Below are 16,671 nucleotides of genomic sequence, written 5' to 3'. Positions count from 1 at the left end.
TAGGAGGCTAAACTCATGAAAAAAATTAGTATTTCTGATTGTTTAAATGAACTTAATATAAAAGAAACAAGTAAGGACACTATTAATAATATTAATGGTGGATGTACTTTTAGGGTCGGTAGATGTCTTAAAGATGGAACAGGTTGGATTATGGATGTATTCAGTAGTTGCAATAAACATTCTAGCCATGCCAGCAAAGCAAAATCTTGGGCAAAAAGTTTTCTTGAAAAAGGTGCTCATGCAAAAGTAAAGGTAACTGATAGAAAAGTTACTATTACATCTTGATTTTTATTACTTAAAATTATTTGATTTAATAAATTAAAATTGTCAACAATTAGCTTGTTCTTTCTATTTTGTATCTTGTATCTAATATATATCTAACAGTCAAAAATTAAATGAGGTTAACTATGAAAAAAATCATTTCAGCATTTTTAATTTTACAATTAGTGTTTGTTTTATTTACTTTTTCTGGATGTCATAAAAACAGTACTTTAAATGATTCTAGGTGCCTTAAGTATTATACATATTGCGAGGATTCAATATGCGATTTGATTAATAAATATAATAAGTATTGCACAGTAAACTATAATGATACATATAAAATTGAAATTATAAAATTTGACTCGGAGGAAGAAATGAAATTAAAAATGTCAACAGAAATTATGGCAGGTGAGGGACCTGATATTTTTTCTCTGAGTCAAAAGCTTCCATTTGAGAAATTAACAGATAGCAAAACTATTGCAGATGTAAACGAGCTTATAAGTGAATTTAGTTATGATATAGGAATAGATAACTGCAATTCAAAAATTATGGATGCAGGAGTGATTGACGGTAAAAGATATTTTATACCTTTGTTCTATTCACCTGATGTTTTTATAACTACAGAGGAAACACTTAATAAGTACAATTTAACATCATCTGAATTTTCTTTTAAAGCATTATCTGAGAAACTTTCAAAAAATAAAAAAGAATATTCTCTTTTTGGAAGTGCCGATGATAATATTGCCTTTTTTTATTCGTTTTTAGATCAATATATAGATTTTAACAGCGGAAATACAGAATTTAACAGCGATAAGTTTTCGGAAGATTTGGATTCTATCTATAGCTTGATTAAGAATGACACTACCGACGAAAATGTTTATTATTTTTTATATGAAAATATAAATAATGGTGCTTCTATTTTATATAAGGAAATGCCTGCTTTTAGTATTATAGTAAAGACATATTCGTGTTTAAAATATTTAGGATCAACTCCTGTGTTTGTAAATAATTACAATATGGATGATGATTCAATTTCTGCCTCTATAGATGTTGGTATTGCCGTTAATGATAATTGTAAAAATAAAGAAAAATTACTGCCTTTCATTAAGTACTGTTTGTCCTGTGATGTGCAAAAAAATATGAGTGAAGAATGTATGTATTTGCCTGTAAACAGCGATGCTATGGAAAAATGCATTGATTCAATAGATGAAGCAATAGATTTTGGAGATTTAATTGTTAGTGATAAAGAAAAAGCTATTGTTGAAACTGCTCAAAGTGCGGCGATAAGAGATTATAAATATATTATAAACAACATAACAAAATGTAATTTATATGGGTTTAATTATTTATCGGATACTTATTTTAATTCTTCGGTAATCAGTGATATAGTTGATAAATATTTAAACGGGGATATTTCAAATGAAAAGTTTATTCGTCAACTTACAGCAGCAACTGAGATTTATTTGAAGGAATAGATTATGGTGAATTATGTTTAAATTAAAATGCATATTGCAAAATGACGAAACAGATTGTGGTCCTGCTTGCTTGGCTGCAATTTTTGGAAAATATGGTTTAAAAGTTTCAATAGCAAAAATACGAGATATAGCCGGGACAGACCGTCAGGGAACAAGTGCATGCGGACTTGTAAAGGTAATTGAACACTATGGGTTTGAGCAAAAGGTTGTTGAAGCTGATAAAAATGCATTAACTCAAAAATTGCCCTTGCCTGCTATTGCTCATGTAGTGATTGACAATACCTTGCTTCATTATGTGGTTATTACTAAAATAAAAGATAATACTGTAGTAGTTTCTGACCCTGCAAAGGGGAGTGTAAGGTACAAAAAAGAAGATTTCCTTAAAATATGGACCAATGTTCTAATTCTTATTGCACCAACGAAAGAATCTCAAAAGGGTAATAAAAAGGAAAGTACTTTATCTAGTTTTTTTCGTTTGCTTATTTCGCAAAAATGGCTTTTATTAAGGATCTTTATTCTGTCTATGATACTGACCTCAATAGGCATTATAACTTCTTTTTATTATCAGGTTTTAATGGATAATATAGTTCCGAGCCTTTCGATAGAAATGCTTAATTATGTGTCGGCTATTACTTTGAGTTTGTTCTTAGTACAGATATGTTTAAATTTTTTTAGAGGCTTATTAATAGTAAAATTAGAGCAAAACATAGATATACCCATAATGCTTGGATATTACAATCACGCTTTAATTTTACCTATGAAGTTTTATTCTATGCGTGATACCGGCGAAATCATATCTAGATTTAATGACGCTTCAAGTATAAGAGATATTGTATCGGAAGCGTCATTAACAATTATGATGGATACTATTATGGCAGTCGTAGGTGCAGTAGTTTTATTTAACAGCAACAGGCTATTATTTTTGATTTCTGTAGTTATGTTGATTTTGTATGGAATAATAGTTTTTGTATATAATAAACCAATTAAAAAAATCAACAGAAAAATAATGGAGATGAATTCTAAGGTTACATCTCAATTTGTTGAAACTATAAACGGTATTGAAACAATTAAAGCCTTTAATCAGGAAGATAACGAAAAAGAAAAAACGGATAAATTGTATAAGAAATTTTTAAAAAAGGTATTTAACGGAGGTGTATTATCTCTTAGTCAGCAAACCATTACTATGTTTGTTGCCGTTGTAGGAGAACTTGTCATTTTGTGGGTTGGCGTTGCGTATGTAATTAAGGGAGAACTAACACTCGGTGAACTAATAACTTTTAATGCGCTTTTAGGTTATTTTATCGAGCCAATTAAAAATTTAATTAATCTTCAGCCAAGCATTCAGACTGCTGTTGTTGCGGCAGACAGATTAGGAGAAATTTTAGATATAACACCTGAATACAATTATGAACACGAGCAATTAAATGATAAAATTAAGTTTGATAAAATCTCTATTTCAAATTTAGATTTTAGATATGGTACAAGAGAGCTTGTATTAAAAGACATTAATTTAGAAATTTGTCGTGGAGAGAAAATAGCCTTTGTTGGAGAAAGTGGCTCAGGGAAAACAACTTTAGCTAATTTACTTGTTAGGTTGTATGAACAGGAAAAAGGAAGTATTAAACTTGATTCAATTGATATAAGAGAGTTTTCAATAAAGCAGATAAGAGATAATATATCTTACATATCACAAAATACTTTTCTATTCAGTGGAACAATAAGAGAAAATTTGTTATTTGGCAATTCAGATGTAAGTGATGATGATATATCTCAGGTGTGTAAGATATGTGAGCTTGAAGAATATATTAACAGTTTGCCTTTAAAATTTAACACCAGGATTGAAGAAAACGGTAAAAACCTATCAGGCGGGCAAAAACAAAGGCTTGCTATAGCGAGAGCTTTATTGAAAAAACCTGAAATTCTAATAATGGATGAAGCTACAAGTAACCTTGACTATGTTACCGAAAGATCTATCGAAAAAACTATAAACAATTTTTCAAAGAATATGACAACAATAATTATCGCACATAGATTAAGTACAATAAAAGATTGCGATAAAATTTTAGTGCTTAGAAATGGTCAGATAGTTGAAACCGGAAATCACAGAGATTTATTGAACCAAAGGGGATATTACTATCAACTTTGGAATGGACAAGATAACATTATTAAGGATTGATTTTATGAAGAGAAAACGAAAAGAACACTTAATTGCCTTTCTGTTTATCCTGCCCTCATTTGCAGGAATAGTGGTATTTTATATTGTACCGTACATAATTTGTTTTGTAAAAAGTCTTTATATAGGTAATACTTTTGTGGGTATTGAAAATTACATACAATTATTCAAAAACAATACATTTTTGCTTGCGCTGAAAAATACAGCTATATTTACTGTTGTGGCAATACCGCTATTGATGGTGATTTCGTTTCTGATAGCTTTATTCCTTAATTCTTTTAAGAAAATATCATCATTTTTCAGAAGCGCTCTATTAATTCCTGTTGTGGTTCCCATTGCTTCTTTAATATGTGTGTGGCAGGTAATATTTGATGACTACGGTGCAATCAACGGACTGCTTAGTTCATTAGGATTAAACACTGTTGAGTTTTTTAATTCTGGGTTTTCAATGGTTATGATAATTTTTATTTATGTGTGGAAGTATTGCGGCTTTTGCGTGATTTTGTTTACGGCAGGACTTGCGAATGTCCCTCAATCACTATATGAAAGTGCAAGGCTCGATGGAGCAAATTCCTTTCAAATAGTTAAAAAAATCACGATTCCAATGATAACTCCTACAACATTTTTTGTCTTCCTTATGGAACTGATTTACTCTTTTAAAATTTTTCGTGAAGTCTTTGCATTGTTCGGTGATTATCCGAATACTAATGTATATTTCCTGCAAAACTTTATCAATAATAATTATTACAATCTAAATTATCCGAGATTGTCATCGGCTTCAATAATTTTATCGGTGTTTATGATAGCTGTCCTTCTTGCGTTCTTTATTTTTGAAAGAAAGCACAGCTTTGCGGAATAGGGGGCAGTAAAATGAAAAAAACATTAAAGGTTATAAAATACATATTTCTCATTCTGATTACTGCCGTGTTTTTATTCCCCGTTGTGTATATGATTGCCTGCTCGTTTATGTCGGATTCACAGGTTAGCTCAATGCTCGACTTTACAAACGGAGAATATAAGGAGATTAACCTCATTCCTGAGATGTTCTCGCTTGAACAGTACTATCAAGTGTTTTTCAGGCGGCCTGAATATCTGCTGAAGTTTTGGAATTCGGTAATCATTACATTTCCGACAGTAATAGGACAGGTTGTTGTGTCTGCGCTTGCGGCATTTGCTTTTGCTAAGCTGAAATTTCCGTTCAGAGACAAGCTGTTTTTTGTCTATATTGTGCTCTTGATTTTGCCGTTGCAGGTAACGTTAGTGCCGAACTATATTGTTCTTGATAATCTCAATTTGCTCAATAATTTTCTTGCAATAATATTGCCCGGAACATTTTCGGCGTTCGGCATTTGCTTGCTCAGACAAAGCATAAAATATATTCCCGAATCAACAATTGAAGCCGCAAGAATTGACGGTGCGTCATATTTTAAGATTTTTACAAACATTATTTTGCCGCAAATAAAGGGAGGGCTAATTACCCTGACTTTGCTCTGCTTCATTGATAATTGGAATGTTGTTGAACAGCCGCTTATCTACTTTGATGATGAGGCTATGTATCCGCTTTCAATCGGACTGTCGGATATAAGTAACTCCGATTATGGAATAATTTTTGCCTGCGGAGTTATGTTTATGATAATTCCTTTGCTTATTTATCTTTATGGGCAAAGGGATATAGATTCGCCATTTATTCAAGTTGATAAAAGTTAGGAGAGTGCCAAATGAAAAAAGATAAGCTGAAAAAATACGCATTACGATTTGGTATTGCATTTCTAATTGCGCTTGCTCTTCTTACATACTTCTCAACCACTATTGACAACATACTTTTGCCGCAGGTAAAGGTTACAGAGGTAACATATGGTACTATTGACGGAGAGCAGAGCCGTGATGACAGATATTTACTACCGCTTTCTGCTGTTGATGCAACGGGGAACACAGGGACGGTATTTGTTGCAAAAACTGATGAAAATAACAAAACCACTGTCAGCGAAGTTACCGTAGACATCAAAAACAGCGACGACCTTTATTATGAGGTAACTTCTGACAATATATACAGCGGTATGGAGGTTGTGTACTCGACTTCAAAGAGCATTGCAAATGGTGACAGGGTGCATATTGTCGAGGAGGAATAGTGTATGTCAAAGAGGAAAATTTTATCTGCTGCGTTGGTTACGGCGCTAAGCGTTTGTGTTTTTTGCCTTTGCTTTTATGTCAGCGGCAATGCGTTGCGTCAGCTACCCTCTATAACGCAGATGAATTATAATCTGAAATCAGACGCTTTACCGCTTACTATTGCGGATATTGAAAAACTGTCAGAGCGAATTTCTTTTGATGGAGTAAGTTTTTGTGCAGAGCTTGAAGAAACAAACATTAAAGAAGAAACGGTTTTACCGGTTCTTACCAATGAGAGTTACTTTGAGATTTATAATCATAAACTAATCGGAAAAGGCTTTACAAAAGAGAATATGGAGAATAAAGACAAGGTTGCTGTCATTGAAAGCAGTCTTGCTTTGAAACTGTTTTTTAATACTAATGCAGTAGGAAAAACAATAACGCTAAATGATGAAGTTTACACAATTTGCGGTGTCATAAATGAAGATGAAAACATAATAAACAGCCTATCAAGCGACGGAAAGCAGAGAGTTTATGTCCCTTATTCCGGCTACAAAGAATACAAAAACTGCGAAGTTAATATCATTGCTTATGACAACAAATCTTATTCAGCGCCACTGATTGAGCAGATGAATTTGACTCAGTACCACCCGACGAATTTTTCCGAAAAAGCAAAGGTTATCGAAAACTTTGAGCATATTTTACTTTTGATTTTGTTTATAGCTTTGTGTGCCGTGTCTTTGAAAATATGGTACAGACTATGCAGAAAGTTTGTTTCCGATATCAAAGAAAATCTGGCTGAAAATTATTTTTGGAAATCACTGAGAGCAATACCGCACAAATATATTCTGTTAATTATAACAGCTCTCGGTATACCTGCGGCATTGCTGACAATATTCCTGCTGTCGGATTTCAGCATTTTCATAATATCAAAGTATATACCAAACGATAATATTTTTGATGTGTCCTATTACATATCGGTGATTGTTGATAATTCAAATAATATTAATTCTCTTGCATTGATGGGCAATACTTTTCTTGTTAATCTCTACACAAGTTCTTTTTCAGTCCTTGTGTGGTTGCTGGTTATATTTGCCTTGTTTTCTGTAGTTATTTTTAGTATTGTTAATATAATAATAAATAGAATAATTTTGTTAGTTCAAAATAGAGGCTAAGATTACTCAATTTTTAGAGAAAGGAAAATTTATACAATGTTATCAAAAATTGAAAAATTCAGAGATGAGCACCCAAAAGTTAGAAGAATCTTAGACGAAATAAGTGATTTTTGTGATAAAGCATTTATTGTGAATTACATAATAACTTTTGTTATTTCTACAGTTGTGATTTGTGTTCCAACTATAATGGCTTTTTTATGTTTATCAGACAAAGATCGTGGTTGGATAGCTTCAATTGTGGGAGGAGTACTATCTTTAATTGTTATTCCGCTATTAATTAATCATATTAAACGCAAGCAAAAAAAGACGGATGAATTATACGAAATAAATAAGCCTTTATATCAAAAGCTAAGTGCTATACTAATACAACTTTTAGCGGATGAATATATGATTCATGATAAAAATGCAATTTGTGAATTTAGTACCGTTGATAATGATAAGGTAAAAGAAATAACAGATCCGTTGAATAATTTTATTTGTGAAAATTACGATAAAATGTGCAATACATTTTCTGTTGCTTTGATATGGGATATCATTGATGTGTATAATGAATGTTTACATAGTGTTACAAAATATGTAAATATAAGAGTGAAAATCAGAAAATGTTTTCGCAATATGAGAAGAAAGTTAGGCGCCAAGGGGTCATTTTATATTAATCAGACTGTTATAAATATGCTTTGTTCTCATAATAACGAAAATAGATAAAATACATAAAGAAATAATTTAATTACATAATAAATCCCGACAAGTTATAGCTTTTAATGCTATTACCTGTCGGCATTTTTTTTACCTTTTTTGCGTTAAAAGCAGAAAGGGCAAAATGCTTTATAGGAATAAAAGCCCTCCGATTGATCTGAAATTACGGAAATTCAGAACAATCGGAGGAAATAATATTGAAAGAATTATGGATAGACGGTCATTTTATTGAAGTGACAGACGAAGTCTATGCAGCTTATGTGAAAGGTCAAAGAAAAATTGATTATTTTGAAAAAGACTTGAAAACAGAGCGTGTTATCAAAGAAAAGGATGGAAGTATCAAAGAGATTGTCCCAAGTCGAGAAGATTCTCTTAATAGGCTGATTGATGATAATTCAATGCAATTCTCGTATGACAGTAAAAGTGTGGAATGTGAGGTTGAGATAAATGTTGATCTTGAAAAATTACATATCGCTTTGCAACAACTGACAGTGGAAGAACTGGATATTATCACAAAGGTGTTTTTTGAGAATATGACTGAACGAGAGATAGCTAAATTGCTTGGTATCTCACAGGTAGCAGTGAACAAGAGAAAGCATCGCATCCTTGAAAAACTTAAAAAAATCATAGAAAATAAAAATTAAAATTTTTAATTTTTATGGTTATCAACCCTCTCACTTAACGGCAAATAAAGTGAGGGGGTTATTTTATACCTCTGTGAACCTTGAAAACAGAATATCAGCACATAAGATACTTTCCTTCTGCTGTTCGGAATGGACAAGCTACAAGAGCAAACTCCTAAAAAGGACTTTAGGACTCTGACTTTGTAAGGCAAATACAAAGAAGGCGATGACAGGCAGAGGGGATAATGATACTTCCGTCCGGTCGAAAGTCGAGCGTGATAAAACCGTCGCAACATACGAGGGCGGCTCTGGGAGATCCTCAGGGTGGTGAGATTCCAATGAAGTTGTATGCACAACTGTCTGATGTGTTCCTTGTCGCAGGAAATCGAGGATAAATAGCGACAATTGGATAGTGTGAAATACAGAACTATCCAAAACGATTGATAAACAGCAGGCAGCGGTTGTGCTGTGCATAGCCGTTGCCTGCGTAACAAAATAAAATTATGGAATGGAGAGATTTATATGTTAGGTTTTATTATAGGTTTGTTTCTTGGTGCGTTTATCGGAGTAGCGGTAATGTGCCTTTGCAGTGTCGCATCAGAAGCAGATAAGAATAAGAAAGAGGGCAAAGATGAAAAGTAAGTGCTGTAATTTGAACAATAACGATTTAGCATCAAATGAAATAGATTTTGAACATAAAATAGAATCTGTTGTAAATGACTGTAAGGTTACAATATATTTTATAAACAACCGAAATGATCAGGTTGAAAGAAATGTTTTGGAAAATCTTTTAGATACATTTGAAAACAGAATGAAAGCACAAATAAATTGCTGATTTTCTTAGATTTATTTTTGATTTCGCTGGATATTATGAAAAATATGTAGTATTGTTGGTTTGCGAAAATCGTATGAAAGGTTGATAGGATGAAAAGAGTATATTGTTTGTACAGAGTGTCAACAAAAGGTCAGGTAGATAAAGACGATATTCCAATGCAGAAAACCTCTTGCAGAGAATTTGCTGAACGCAACGGCTGGACTATTCTGAAAGAATTTCAAGAGAAGGGTGTATCAGGATTTAAAGTTTCAGCAAGGGAGAGAGATGCAATTCAAGATTTAAAAACTGCCGCAGAGAATAAAGAATTTGATGTGCTCCTTGTCTTTATGTTTGACAGAATAGGCAGAATTGATGATGAAACACCATTTGTTGTCGAGTGGTTTATTAAGCACGGCATAGAGGTGTGGAGTGTCAACGAAGGAGAACAGCGTATGGACAGTCATGTGGACAAGCTTATGAATTACATACGATTTTGGCAAGCCAACGGTGAAAGTCAGAAAACATCAGCTCGTGTTAAAACTCGCCTTAACCAAATGACGATGGATGGCAAATTTACCGGTGGTGTTGCACCATTCGGATATAAACTTATAAAAAGCGGTGAAATCAATAAAAAAGGGAAAGAGCTTATGGACATAGTCGTAGATGACGATGAGGCTGTTATAGTTAAGAAAATTTTTGATATGACGGTGAAAGAAGGCTATGGCTCATACAGAATGGCTGATTATCTGAACAGTCACGGTATCAGAACTCATAACAACAGCAAATTTCAGTGTAATACGGTTAATCGTATTCTAAAAAACAGACTGTACTGCGGATATTTTGTGTCAGGCGGTGTTGAGTCGCCATACATAGAAAAACTTCAAATAATTGATGAAAATGTCTTCGACCAAGCACAGTTTATACTGAAACAGCGCTCATCAAAGAATGAGGAAAAAAAGCAAATTGCAAGAACCACTAAGGGTAGTACGCTGTTATCAGGGAATATCTACTGTGCACACTGTGGTCAGAAGATGGTATCAACAAGCTATATCGACAGATATGACAGAGCAGACGGAAGTCAGTACAGAGTCCGCAGACAGCGGTATATCTGTACAAATAAAGCTATGAAAAGAGGTGCTTGTGACGGACAATCTGCATATGTAGCACATAAAATTGACGGTGCAGTGCTTGCAACACTGAAAGATTATCTCGCCAAAATCAAATCAACACCAAAGGATATTGCACTTGAAAAACGCTACAAATCTGAAATATCTGAGTACAAGAGAAAGCAAACGAAACTTGAAAAAGAGATTGATAAACTAAAAAGACAGGTAGTTGAACTATCTGCCGAAATAGGACGCTCGCTTCTCGGAGAAAGCCGATTTACTCCCGATATGCTGTCAACATCTATTGATAATACCAATGATATTCTTCATAAAAAAGAAATTGAATTAAGTGACATAAAGTACAAGCTTACCAATCAGCAAAATGCGATGGGTAAGCTTGATTTTTATTACTCTCAATTCAGAACCTGGGCAGATGAATTTGACAACTCCACAATGGAGCAAAAGAAAATGATAGTCTGTCAGCTTATAAAAGAGGTCAGAGTAGCAAGAGGTTATGAACTTGAGATAGTGTTTGATCTTAATTATGAGCAGTTTTTATCTAAATAAATCTTAATCAATTGAATTTACAAATCTTGTCTGTTATAATAATTTTAGTATTGAAATGGGTGAAGATATATGAGTGAAGAAAATAAAATTCAAATTTTTGAAGATAAGAAAATTCGTACTGCATGGAATGAATCGGAAGAAGATTGGTATTTTTCCATAGTTGATATTGTTCAGGTGTTAACTGATCAACCCAGTTACGATATTGCTCGTAAATATTGGAATAAACTAAAACAGCGTTTAAAAGACGAAGGTAGTGAGTTGGTGTCAAGTTGTCACCAACTGAAAATGCCATCTCCTAAGGATGGTAAAAATTATAAAACAGATGTTGCCAATACAGAGCAAATCTTAAGAATAATCCAATCTATTCCATCTCCAAAAGCCGAACCATTTAAAATGTGGCTTGCAGAAGTTGGCAGAGAAAGAATAGATGAAACAATTGATCCCGAACTTACAATAGAAAGGGCCCTTGAAACGTATCTTAAAAAAGGGTATAGTCGAGAGTGGATAAATCAAAGACTTCAGGCTATTCAGGTGCGAAAAGAACTTACTGATGAATGGGATTCTCGTGGAGTGAAACAGGGTGTGGAATATGCAATTCTGACTGATGAAATTACGAAAGCATGGTCTGGGATGACAACGCGTCAGTATAAAAACCTTAAAGGCTTGACGAAAGAAAATTTAAGAGATAATATGAGTACTCTTGAGCTGGTTCTTAATATGTTGGCTGAAGCAACTACAACGGAAATTTCTAAAGAGAAAAATCCACAAACTTTTGTTGATAATAGAAAAGTAGCAAAAGAGGGCGGCGAAGTTGCCGGAAATGCACGAAAAGATATTGAGGAAAGAACGGGCAAACCTGTAATCACTTCGAAAAATGCTGTTGATTTTTCAAATCTGATATCGGATGTGATAGATACAGAATATGATAAAAACGAATAAAAAGCTAATTGCCTTGCAAGTGGATTTTTGCAAGGCTTTTTTATATCCCAATATCAATTTTATTTCTTGGATGTTTCACTGTAAGGATATCTTTTTGTTTGTTGATGCTTGTATGAGTATAAATCTGGGTTGTAGTTATTGAACTGTGACCTAGCATTTGCTGTATATAACGAATATCAACATCTTCTTCAAGCAGGAGGGTTGCAAAAGAATGGCGAAACATATGGGGCGTGATATGAAGTTGAATTTTTGCTTTTTCAGCATAGTTAGAAATCATATTGCGAACAGATTGTTCCGAAAGTCTGTTGTTTAACCTGTTGATAAAGAAGTAGTTGTAATTGTTAAGTTTAAAATAAAATTCATTGCGATATTCGTCCATAAGTCTTTGAACATTCTTATTGCAAATTTGAATCAACCGTTCTTTTGATCCTTTACCGTATATCTTAATTATGTAATCATTGAAGTTAATTTGCTCGGTTGTAAGTGTGCAAAGCTCAGAAATTCTCATACCGGTGGCAAAAAGTAATTCTAATATAAGAACATTTCGTAAAGCAGTTTTATGAGCAAAATATGTGGATTGTTTCTTATATTCCGAGTAAGCATAACTCATAATCCTCTCTATTGTTTGCAGGGGTATAGTTTTTGGAAGAATAAAAGGCTCTTTGTATTTAATTTGTATTTTATGAAAAGGATTTACCTTAATGATTTCCTCAATTTCAAGATAATGAAAAAAGGCTTTTAAAGAGGCTATTTTCCGTTTTATGCTTTTTGGCTTAAACTTTGAATGCATAAACTCAATGAATTTTTCAATAGATTTCTTATCGTTCCAAGTTAACGAAAAGTCAGATATAAAATCCGAATACTGTTTCAAATCTATCGAATAAGACTTGATTGTCTTATAATCTAGATTTTTTCTGGCAATACAAAAATGTAGATATTCTTCTGTGAGTTTAATAAAATTTCCTGAATGTGTTTCCATTTGCATAACGCTCCCTAAATTTAATAAGATAATTATGCAATCAAGTGATAAAAAAGTCTATAAAATGAGCATTTAACAAATATAGTTTGGTTAAAATATAGTGTAAACAAAATGTACACACTATATTATTAGTAATATTGCATAAAAATACATTACTATTTTCTATAGTTAAAATTAGATAAAAGGGTTAAATTTTGTGTCGAAATGTGGTATAATGTTCACAATAAGAGGATAACTAAGAATTATCTTTCCTTGATGGTTTAAATTAATTTGGAGGAAAAATATGGACTTATGTTCAATCTATCCCAAGCAATTTAGAAATAGCAAAATTCCTATTGATAAGGATCGTTGTTTTGTCCTAATGCCATTTTCAGAAGAATATGACAAATTGTATGGAATTATTAAGGATACACTCTTGCAAAAAGGGATTAGTTGTTTTAGAGATGATGAAATATTAGGTTCTCAACCTTTTATGAACAAAGTAATAACGGAAATTTTAAAATCACGATACTTAATTGTAATATTGACTGATTATAGACCCAATGTTGTTTATGAGCTTGGTATAGCGCATTGTTTTAAAGACATTCAAAATGTTTTGATACTAATAGATGAAAAGTCAAAGCTGAATGAGTCTATTCATGATTCTGCATCTGACCTCTCACACCTCACATATGTTGAATATAATATAAATAATAGTTCAATGATACGCTCAAATATAAGGGACTTTATTAATAAAAATGGTCCAATATTTGATTTGCAAGACTTTTTATTTGAAAAAGGTATAATCTCTTCAATAACTGAAAATACAAATGATTTTATTTCGTATATAAGAGAAAAATTTAATAATGACTTCAGCACCTTAAGCGATCTGTTAACGAAAAATGAGGTGATTTGTTCACAAAAAGAAAAAATTTTAGAAAAATGTAACAGCGAATTATATCAAGAGATAGATTCAAATAATCGATTTATAGATATAATGATAAAGGTATTTGCTGAAACTTTGATGGCGGTTAATGAAACTTCTATTTGTGAAGAGTATATACAAGGTTTTATTAAAGATGAATTGATTAGAGAAAGAGATATTTCTGAAAATTTAAAGAGTCAATGGAAAACGGATCTTGTTATATATCTAGCTAATCAAGAATATTTTCTTGATATACTAATACCATGGATAATAAATTATTTCAAACGCACTAAATCATCAGCCATAGATTTAAATAGATATAAATTGGAATCTTTTCTTATCAATACAAAAATAGAAAAAATTGACGAAGCATTATGCAATGCTTTAAGAGAATCAGATTTTCATATTAGAGAACATTTATCAGATATAATTGGTGAAAAACGACTAACTTTGGCATATCCAAATTTATGTTCAGCTATTGTTAACGAACCAAGTTTGTATGCTGGTAAAAGTATCATAGTGGCATTGGGCAAAATAGGAAACGGTACAGATATCAATGCTCCGAAAATCATTTTGCAATGGCTTTCGAAGAACATTAACAGAATATTAGCTTCTGGACAAGATTTTACAAATTCTATTTTAACAAAAAGTCGTATCGCAATTAAAAATTTGTCTGTTGAATATATCAAATATTTTGATGTTTCGTTTGAAAAATATATTACTAACAAAAACTATTAAAAATACAATAGAATATTTTTTACTCTTTCTACATCTAAATATCCAAGTATTTCTTCTAAACTGCAAAGTTTAAAAAGACATTTAAAATATACACAAAGCAATTTATTTAGTTCTTTTATCTCTTCAATGTTCTCATACATCATTGTAAATAATGTTTTGCTACACTTTTCAACTAATGAATTATAATCTTTTTTTAGATGCAAATTTTTTGTGTAAACAATATCCTTAATGAAAGAAAGTATGCTAAACATATCGTAAATATGATTTTTATTAAAGGAATGAACTATTGAATGTGTTCGTTGATAATAATGTGTGTAAGAATTAGGTATTAATATAATTTCTTTAGAGTAAGCAATTGTTTGAAAACTAAATGCCACATCTTCAAAAAGAGACTCTTTAAAAAGGATTACATTATTGTCTAAAAAACTTTTGCGAAACATTTTATTACCTAAATAAGAACTTATGGTAACATCCAAAGAATACGTATTACACAACAAAGATAAAGCAAGTTCTTGATTTATGACAGTATAGTTTTTATAATCAGTACGAATATATGATGAATATTTATTGTTATACTCCTTTTTTATTCCCCATATAACAAAATCGCAATTTGCGTTTTTGTGCATAATATCTATAGCTATGTCATATGTACATAAATCTGTCCAATCATCACTATCAAGAAATGTTACAAAATTTCCTTTAGAATGTTTCAATCCGAAATTTCGTGATAAACCTGGGCCCTTTGTAGTTTTGTTTTTGTAATATTTTATATTGTTATATTCTTTTTGAAAAGATAAAACAATTTTTTCTGTATCATCACTCGAATTATCGTTAATAATAATGATTTCAAAATTTCTAAAAACCTGACATTCTAATATATTTAAAGTTCTTTTTAAGTATTGGGCAGTATTATGCACAGGGATAATAATTGAAAGTAGCTCAGAACACATTTTGTTTACTCCTTTAGAATTTTGTCAATTGTTGAAAAATGACTATTGGCTTTGCTTTTTAAAAAATTAATATTTGAATTAGAAAACGACTTCCTGTTGTAATCAATAAAAGAAAAATCCACTTCATCTAATTTATCTATATTGATAATATTTCCTTTAAAGTCATATGAATCTAAAGCATTATTAAATTTATCGTTATAACATACAGGAAAGAATGGAATTCCCGCATTCCAGCCTAAAATTGCCGAATGAAATCTAGTTGCAATAATATAAGAGGAAGATAAAAAATTTTTTAAAAAACTATCTATATTACCTTGATAAATGGAAACCTCTGTTACCGATTTAGTTGCAGGCGATAACAGATTATAAATGATTTTGGCAGCAACATCATCTTCTTGAACTTTACTAAAGCAAGTTAAATTAATACTGTAATTTCTTTTAGCATATTCTTCGGCAATGTATGACATTTTTTTAAAATATAAACCTTCATCAAAGTTTCTTAATCCAGAACGATTATTTTTTTTAATACATGAAATTGCAACTTCATTTTTGTGTATTACATTTGGTAATTGATATTTAAATAAAATATCAGGTGCCCAATTCATGTTTTTTAAGTCAAACAATCTATAAGAATATTCATCACGAAATACTACTTGTTCTGATTTTTTAAAAAATGATTTGTATAAAAATAAAAATAATTTTGAACTATATGGACCAAAATTTGCACCAATAATGTATGTTGGAATATTGTCTAATCTTCTTTTACAGTCAATATGGTATTTTTTATATACTCCTTTGTTATTTGACTGCATAAATATTGAACCACCGATAAATATTTGTAGGTCAAAATTAGTATCTTTTAAAAAATCATCAGTTGAAAAAATAATTAAATTAGAAATATTTAGAAAGGCTCTTTTAAAAGGGGCTTTGCAAACAATATAAAATTCAACATGTTGGTATCTATCACATATGTATTTAACAAACATATCATCCCCTAAATTCTGCTCTGAATATGTGTGTAAAAATACTTTTTTCATTTTTCCTCCAAATTAATTTAAACCATCAAGGAAAGATAATTCTTAGTTATCTATTATCTAAAACAGAAAATACAAATAAACTTATTATAAAAGAAAGTGAGAATTAAATTATGAAGGTATATATA

General features: G+C 31.4%; 17 protein-coding genes. 14 read left to right on the top strand and 3 right to left on the bottom strand.

The genetic code is table 11. The features are described 5' to 3' along the window. Nucleotides 1-15 precede the first annotated feature (15 nt). From C9914_RS10660 to C9914_RS10600, 13 genes are all read left to right on the top strand, one after another. A complete protein-coding gene (locus C9914_RS10660; protein WP_106765314.1) occupies nt 16-285 on the top strand; it encodes a hypothetical protein in 270 nt (89 codons plus the stop codon). Nucleotides 286-407: 122 nt separating this feature from the next. Further along, entirely contained in the window at nt 408-1,736 is a 1,329-nt protein-coding gene (locus C9914_RS10655) for an ABC transporter substrate-binding protein (RefSeq protein WP_158707403.1), read from the top strand. A 13-nt stretch (nt 1,737-1,749) separates the two neighbouring features. Then, nucleotides 1,750-3,912 (top strand): peptidase domain-containing ABC transporter, encoded by a 2,163-nt coding sequence (locus tag C9914_RS10650; protein ID WP_106765311.1) that lies wholly within the window; start codon nt 1,750-1,752, stop codon nt 3,910-3,912. A 4-nt stretch (nt 3,913-3,916) separates the two neighbouring features. Further along, on the top strand, nt 3,917-4,768 hold the full coding sequence (locus C9914_RS10645) for a carbohydrate ABC transporter permease (protein WP_158707402.1): 852 nt from the start codon (nt 3,917-3,919) through the stop codon (nt 4,766-4,768). An 11-nt stretch (nt 4,769-4,779) separates the two neighbouring features. Beyond that, a complete protein-coding gene (locus tag C9914_RS10640) occupies nt 4,780-5,616 on the top strand; it encodes a carbohydrate ABC transporter permease (protein WP_106765307.1) in 837 nt (278 codons plus the stop codon). Nucleotides 5,617-5,627: 11 nt separating this feature from the next. After that, nucleotides 5,628-6,038, top strand: a complete 411-nt coding sequence (locus tag C9914_RS10635) for an efflux RND transporter periplasmic adaptor subunit (protein WP_106765305.1) — start codon at nt 5,628-5,630, stop codon at nt 6,036-6,038. A gap of 3 nt (nt 6,039-6,041) precedes the next feature. Next, entirely contained in the window at nt 6,042-7,193 is a 1,152-nt protein-coding gene (locus C9914_RS10630; protein ID WP_106765303.1) for an ABC transporter permease, read from the top strand. A gap of 36 nt (nt 7,194-7,229) precedes the next feature. Further along, a complete protein-coding gene (locus tag C9914_RS10625) occupies nt 7,230-7,898 on the top strand; it encodes a hypothetical protein (protein WP_106765302.1) in 669 nt (222 codons plus the stop codon). Nucleotides 7,899-8,086: 188 nt separating this feature from the next. Further along, nucleotides 8,087-8,533, top strand: a complete 447-nt coding sequence (locus C9914_RS10620) for an RNA polymerase sigma factor (protein WP_242972117.1) — start codon at nt 8,087-8,089, stop codon at nt 8,531-8,533. Nucleotides 8,534-9,034: 501 nt separating this feature from the next. Continuing rightward, nucleotides 9,035-9,154, top strand: a complete 120-nt coding sequence (locus C9914_RS10615) for a DUF3789 domain-containing protein (protein WP_106765298.1) — start codon at nt 9,035-9,037, stop codon at nt 9,152-9,154. After that, nucleotides 9,144-9,347 (top strand): hypothetical protein, encoded by a 204-nt coding sequence (locus C9914_RS10610; RefSeq protein ID WP_106765296.1) that lies wholly within the window; start codon nt 9,144-9,146, stop codon nt 9,345-9,347. Before C9914_RS10615 ends, C9914_RS10610 begins: the two co-directional genes overlap by 11 nt. Nucleotides 9,348-9,454: 107 nt before the next feature. Further along, nucleotides 9,455-10,999 (top strand): recombinase family protein, encoded by a 1,545-nt coding sequence (locus tag C9914_RS10605; protein WP_276329547.1) that lies wholly within the window; start codon nt 9,455-9,457, stop codon nt 10,997-10,999. A 69-nt stretch (nt 11,000-11,068) separates the two neighbouring features. Beyond that, nucleotides 11,069-11,938, top strand: a complete 870-nt coding sequence (locus C9914_RS10600) for a BRO-N domain-containing protein (RefSeq protein ID WP_106765292.1) — start codon at nt 11,069-11,071, stop codon at nt 11,936-11,938. Between the two features lie 40 nt (nt 11,939-11,978). On the opposite strand, the gene C9914_RS10595 is transcribed toward C9914_RS10600, so the two are convergent. Then, the gene (locus tag C9914_RS10595) at nt 11,979-12,917 is read right to left on the bottom strand and encodes a tyrosine-type recombinase/integrase (RefSeq protein WP_106765290.1); all 939 of its coding nucleotides are present in this window, start codon (nt 12,915-12,917) and stop codon (nt 11,979-11,981) included. 283 nt (nt 12,918-13,200) lie between these two features. On the opposite strand from C9914_RS10595, the gene C9914_RS10590 reads away from it, so the two are divergent. After that, nucleotides 13,201-14,559, top strand: coding sequence for a hypothetical protein (locus C9914_RS10590; protein WP_106765288.1), 1,359 nt, complete (start codon nt 13,201-13,203; stop codon nt 14,557-14,559). Here C9914_RS10590 and C9914_RS10585 read toward each other — a convergent pair. After that, nucleotides 14,556-15,509: a glycosyltransferase family 2 protein gene (locus C9914_RS10585; protein WP_106765286.1), complete on the bottom strand. Its 954-nt coding sequence runs from the start codon at nt 15,507-15,509 to the stop codon at nt 14,556-14,558. The two genes, C9914_RS10590 and C9914_RS10585, sit on opposite strands and share 4 nt — an antisense overlap. Nucleotides 15,510-15,514: 5 nt before the next feature. Further along, nucleotides 15,515-16,546 (bottom strand): polysaccharide pyruvyl transferase family protein, encoded by a 1,032-nt coding sequence (locus tag C9914_RS10580; protein WP_106765285.1) that lies wholly within the window; start codon nt 16,544-16,546, stop codon nt 15,515-15,517. Nucleotides 16,547-16,671: the final 125 nt, after the last annotated feature.

This window comes from Pseudoruminococcus massiliensis (assembly GCF_900291955.1).
Taxonomy (GTDB): domain Bacteria; phylum Bacillota; class Clostridia; order Oscillospirales; family Acutalibacteraceae; genus Pseudoruminococcus; species Pseudoruminococcus massiliensis.
Note: the sequence above shows the minus strand (reverse complement) of the source record. Positions and strands in the feature narration are given on the sequence as shown.

Coding starts and splice junctions, on each gene's coding strand:
- C9914_RS10660 (WP_106765314.1), top strand. CDS start 16: ATGAAAAAAATTAGTATTTCTGATTGTTTAAATGAACTTAATATAAAA.
- C9914_RS10655 (WP_158707403.1), top strand. CDS start 408: ATGAAAAAAATCATTTCAGCATTTTTAATTTTACAATTAGTGTTTGTT.
- C9914_RS10650 (WP_106765311.1), top strand. CDS start 1,750: ATGTTTAAATTAAAATGCATATTGCAAAATGACGAAACAGATTGTGGT.
- C9914_RS10645 (WP_158707402.1), top strand. CDS start 3,917: ATGAAGAGAAAACGAAAAGAACACTTAATTGCCTTTCTGTTTATCCTG.
- C9914_RS10640 (WP_106765307.1), top strand. CDS start 4,780: ATGAAAAAAACATTAAAGGTTATAAAATACATATTTCTCATTCTGATT.
- C9914_RS10635 (WP_106765305.1), top strand. CDS start 5,628: ATGAAAAAAGATAAGCTGAAAAAATACGCATTACGATTTGGTATTGCA.
- C9914_RS10630 (WP_106765303.1), top strand. CDS start 6,042: ATGTCAAAGAGGAAAATTTTATCTGCTGCGTTGGTTACGGCGCTAAGC.
- C9914_RS10625 (WP_106765302.1), top strand. CDS start 7,230: ATGTTATCAAAAATTGAAAAATTCAGAGATGAGCACCCAAAAGTTAGA.
- C9914_RS10615 (WP_106765298.1), top strand. CDS start 9,035: ATGTTAGGTTTTATTATAGGTTTGTTTCTTGGTGCGTTTATCGGAGTA.
- C9914_RS10610 (WP_106765296.1), top strand. CDS start 9,144: ATGAAAAGTAAGTGCTGTAATTTGAACAATAACGATTTAGCATCAAAT.
- C9914_RS10600 (WP_106765292.1), top strand. CDS start 11,069: ATGAGTGAAGAAAATAAAATTCAAATTTTTGAAGATAAGAAAATTCGT.
- C9914_RS10595 (WP_106765290.1), bottom strand. CDS start 12,917: ATGGAAACACATTCAGGAAATTTTATTAAACTCACAGAAGAATATCTA.
- C9914_RS10590 (WP_106765288.1), top strand. CDS start 13,201: ATGGACTTATGTTCAATCTATCCCAAGCAATTTAGAAATAGCAAAATT.
- C9914_RS10585 (WP_106765286.1), bottom strand. CDS start 15,509: ATGTGTTCTGAGCTACTTTCAATTATTATCCCTGTGCATAATACTGCC.
- C9914_RS10580 (WP_106765285.1), bottom strand. CDS start 16,546: ATGAAAAAAGTATTTTTACACACATATTCAGAGCAGAATTTAGGGGAT.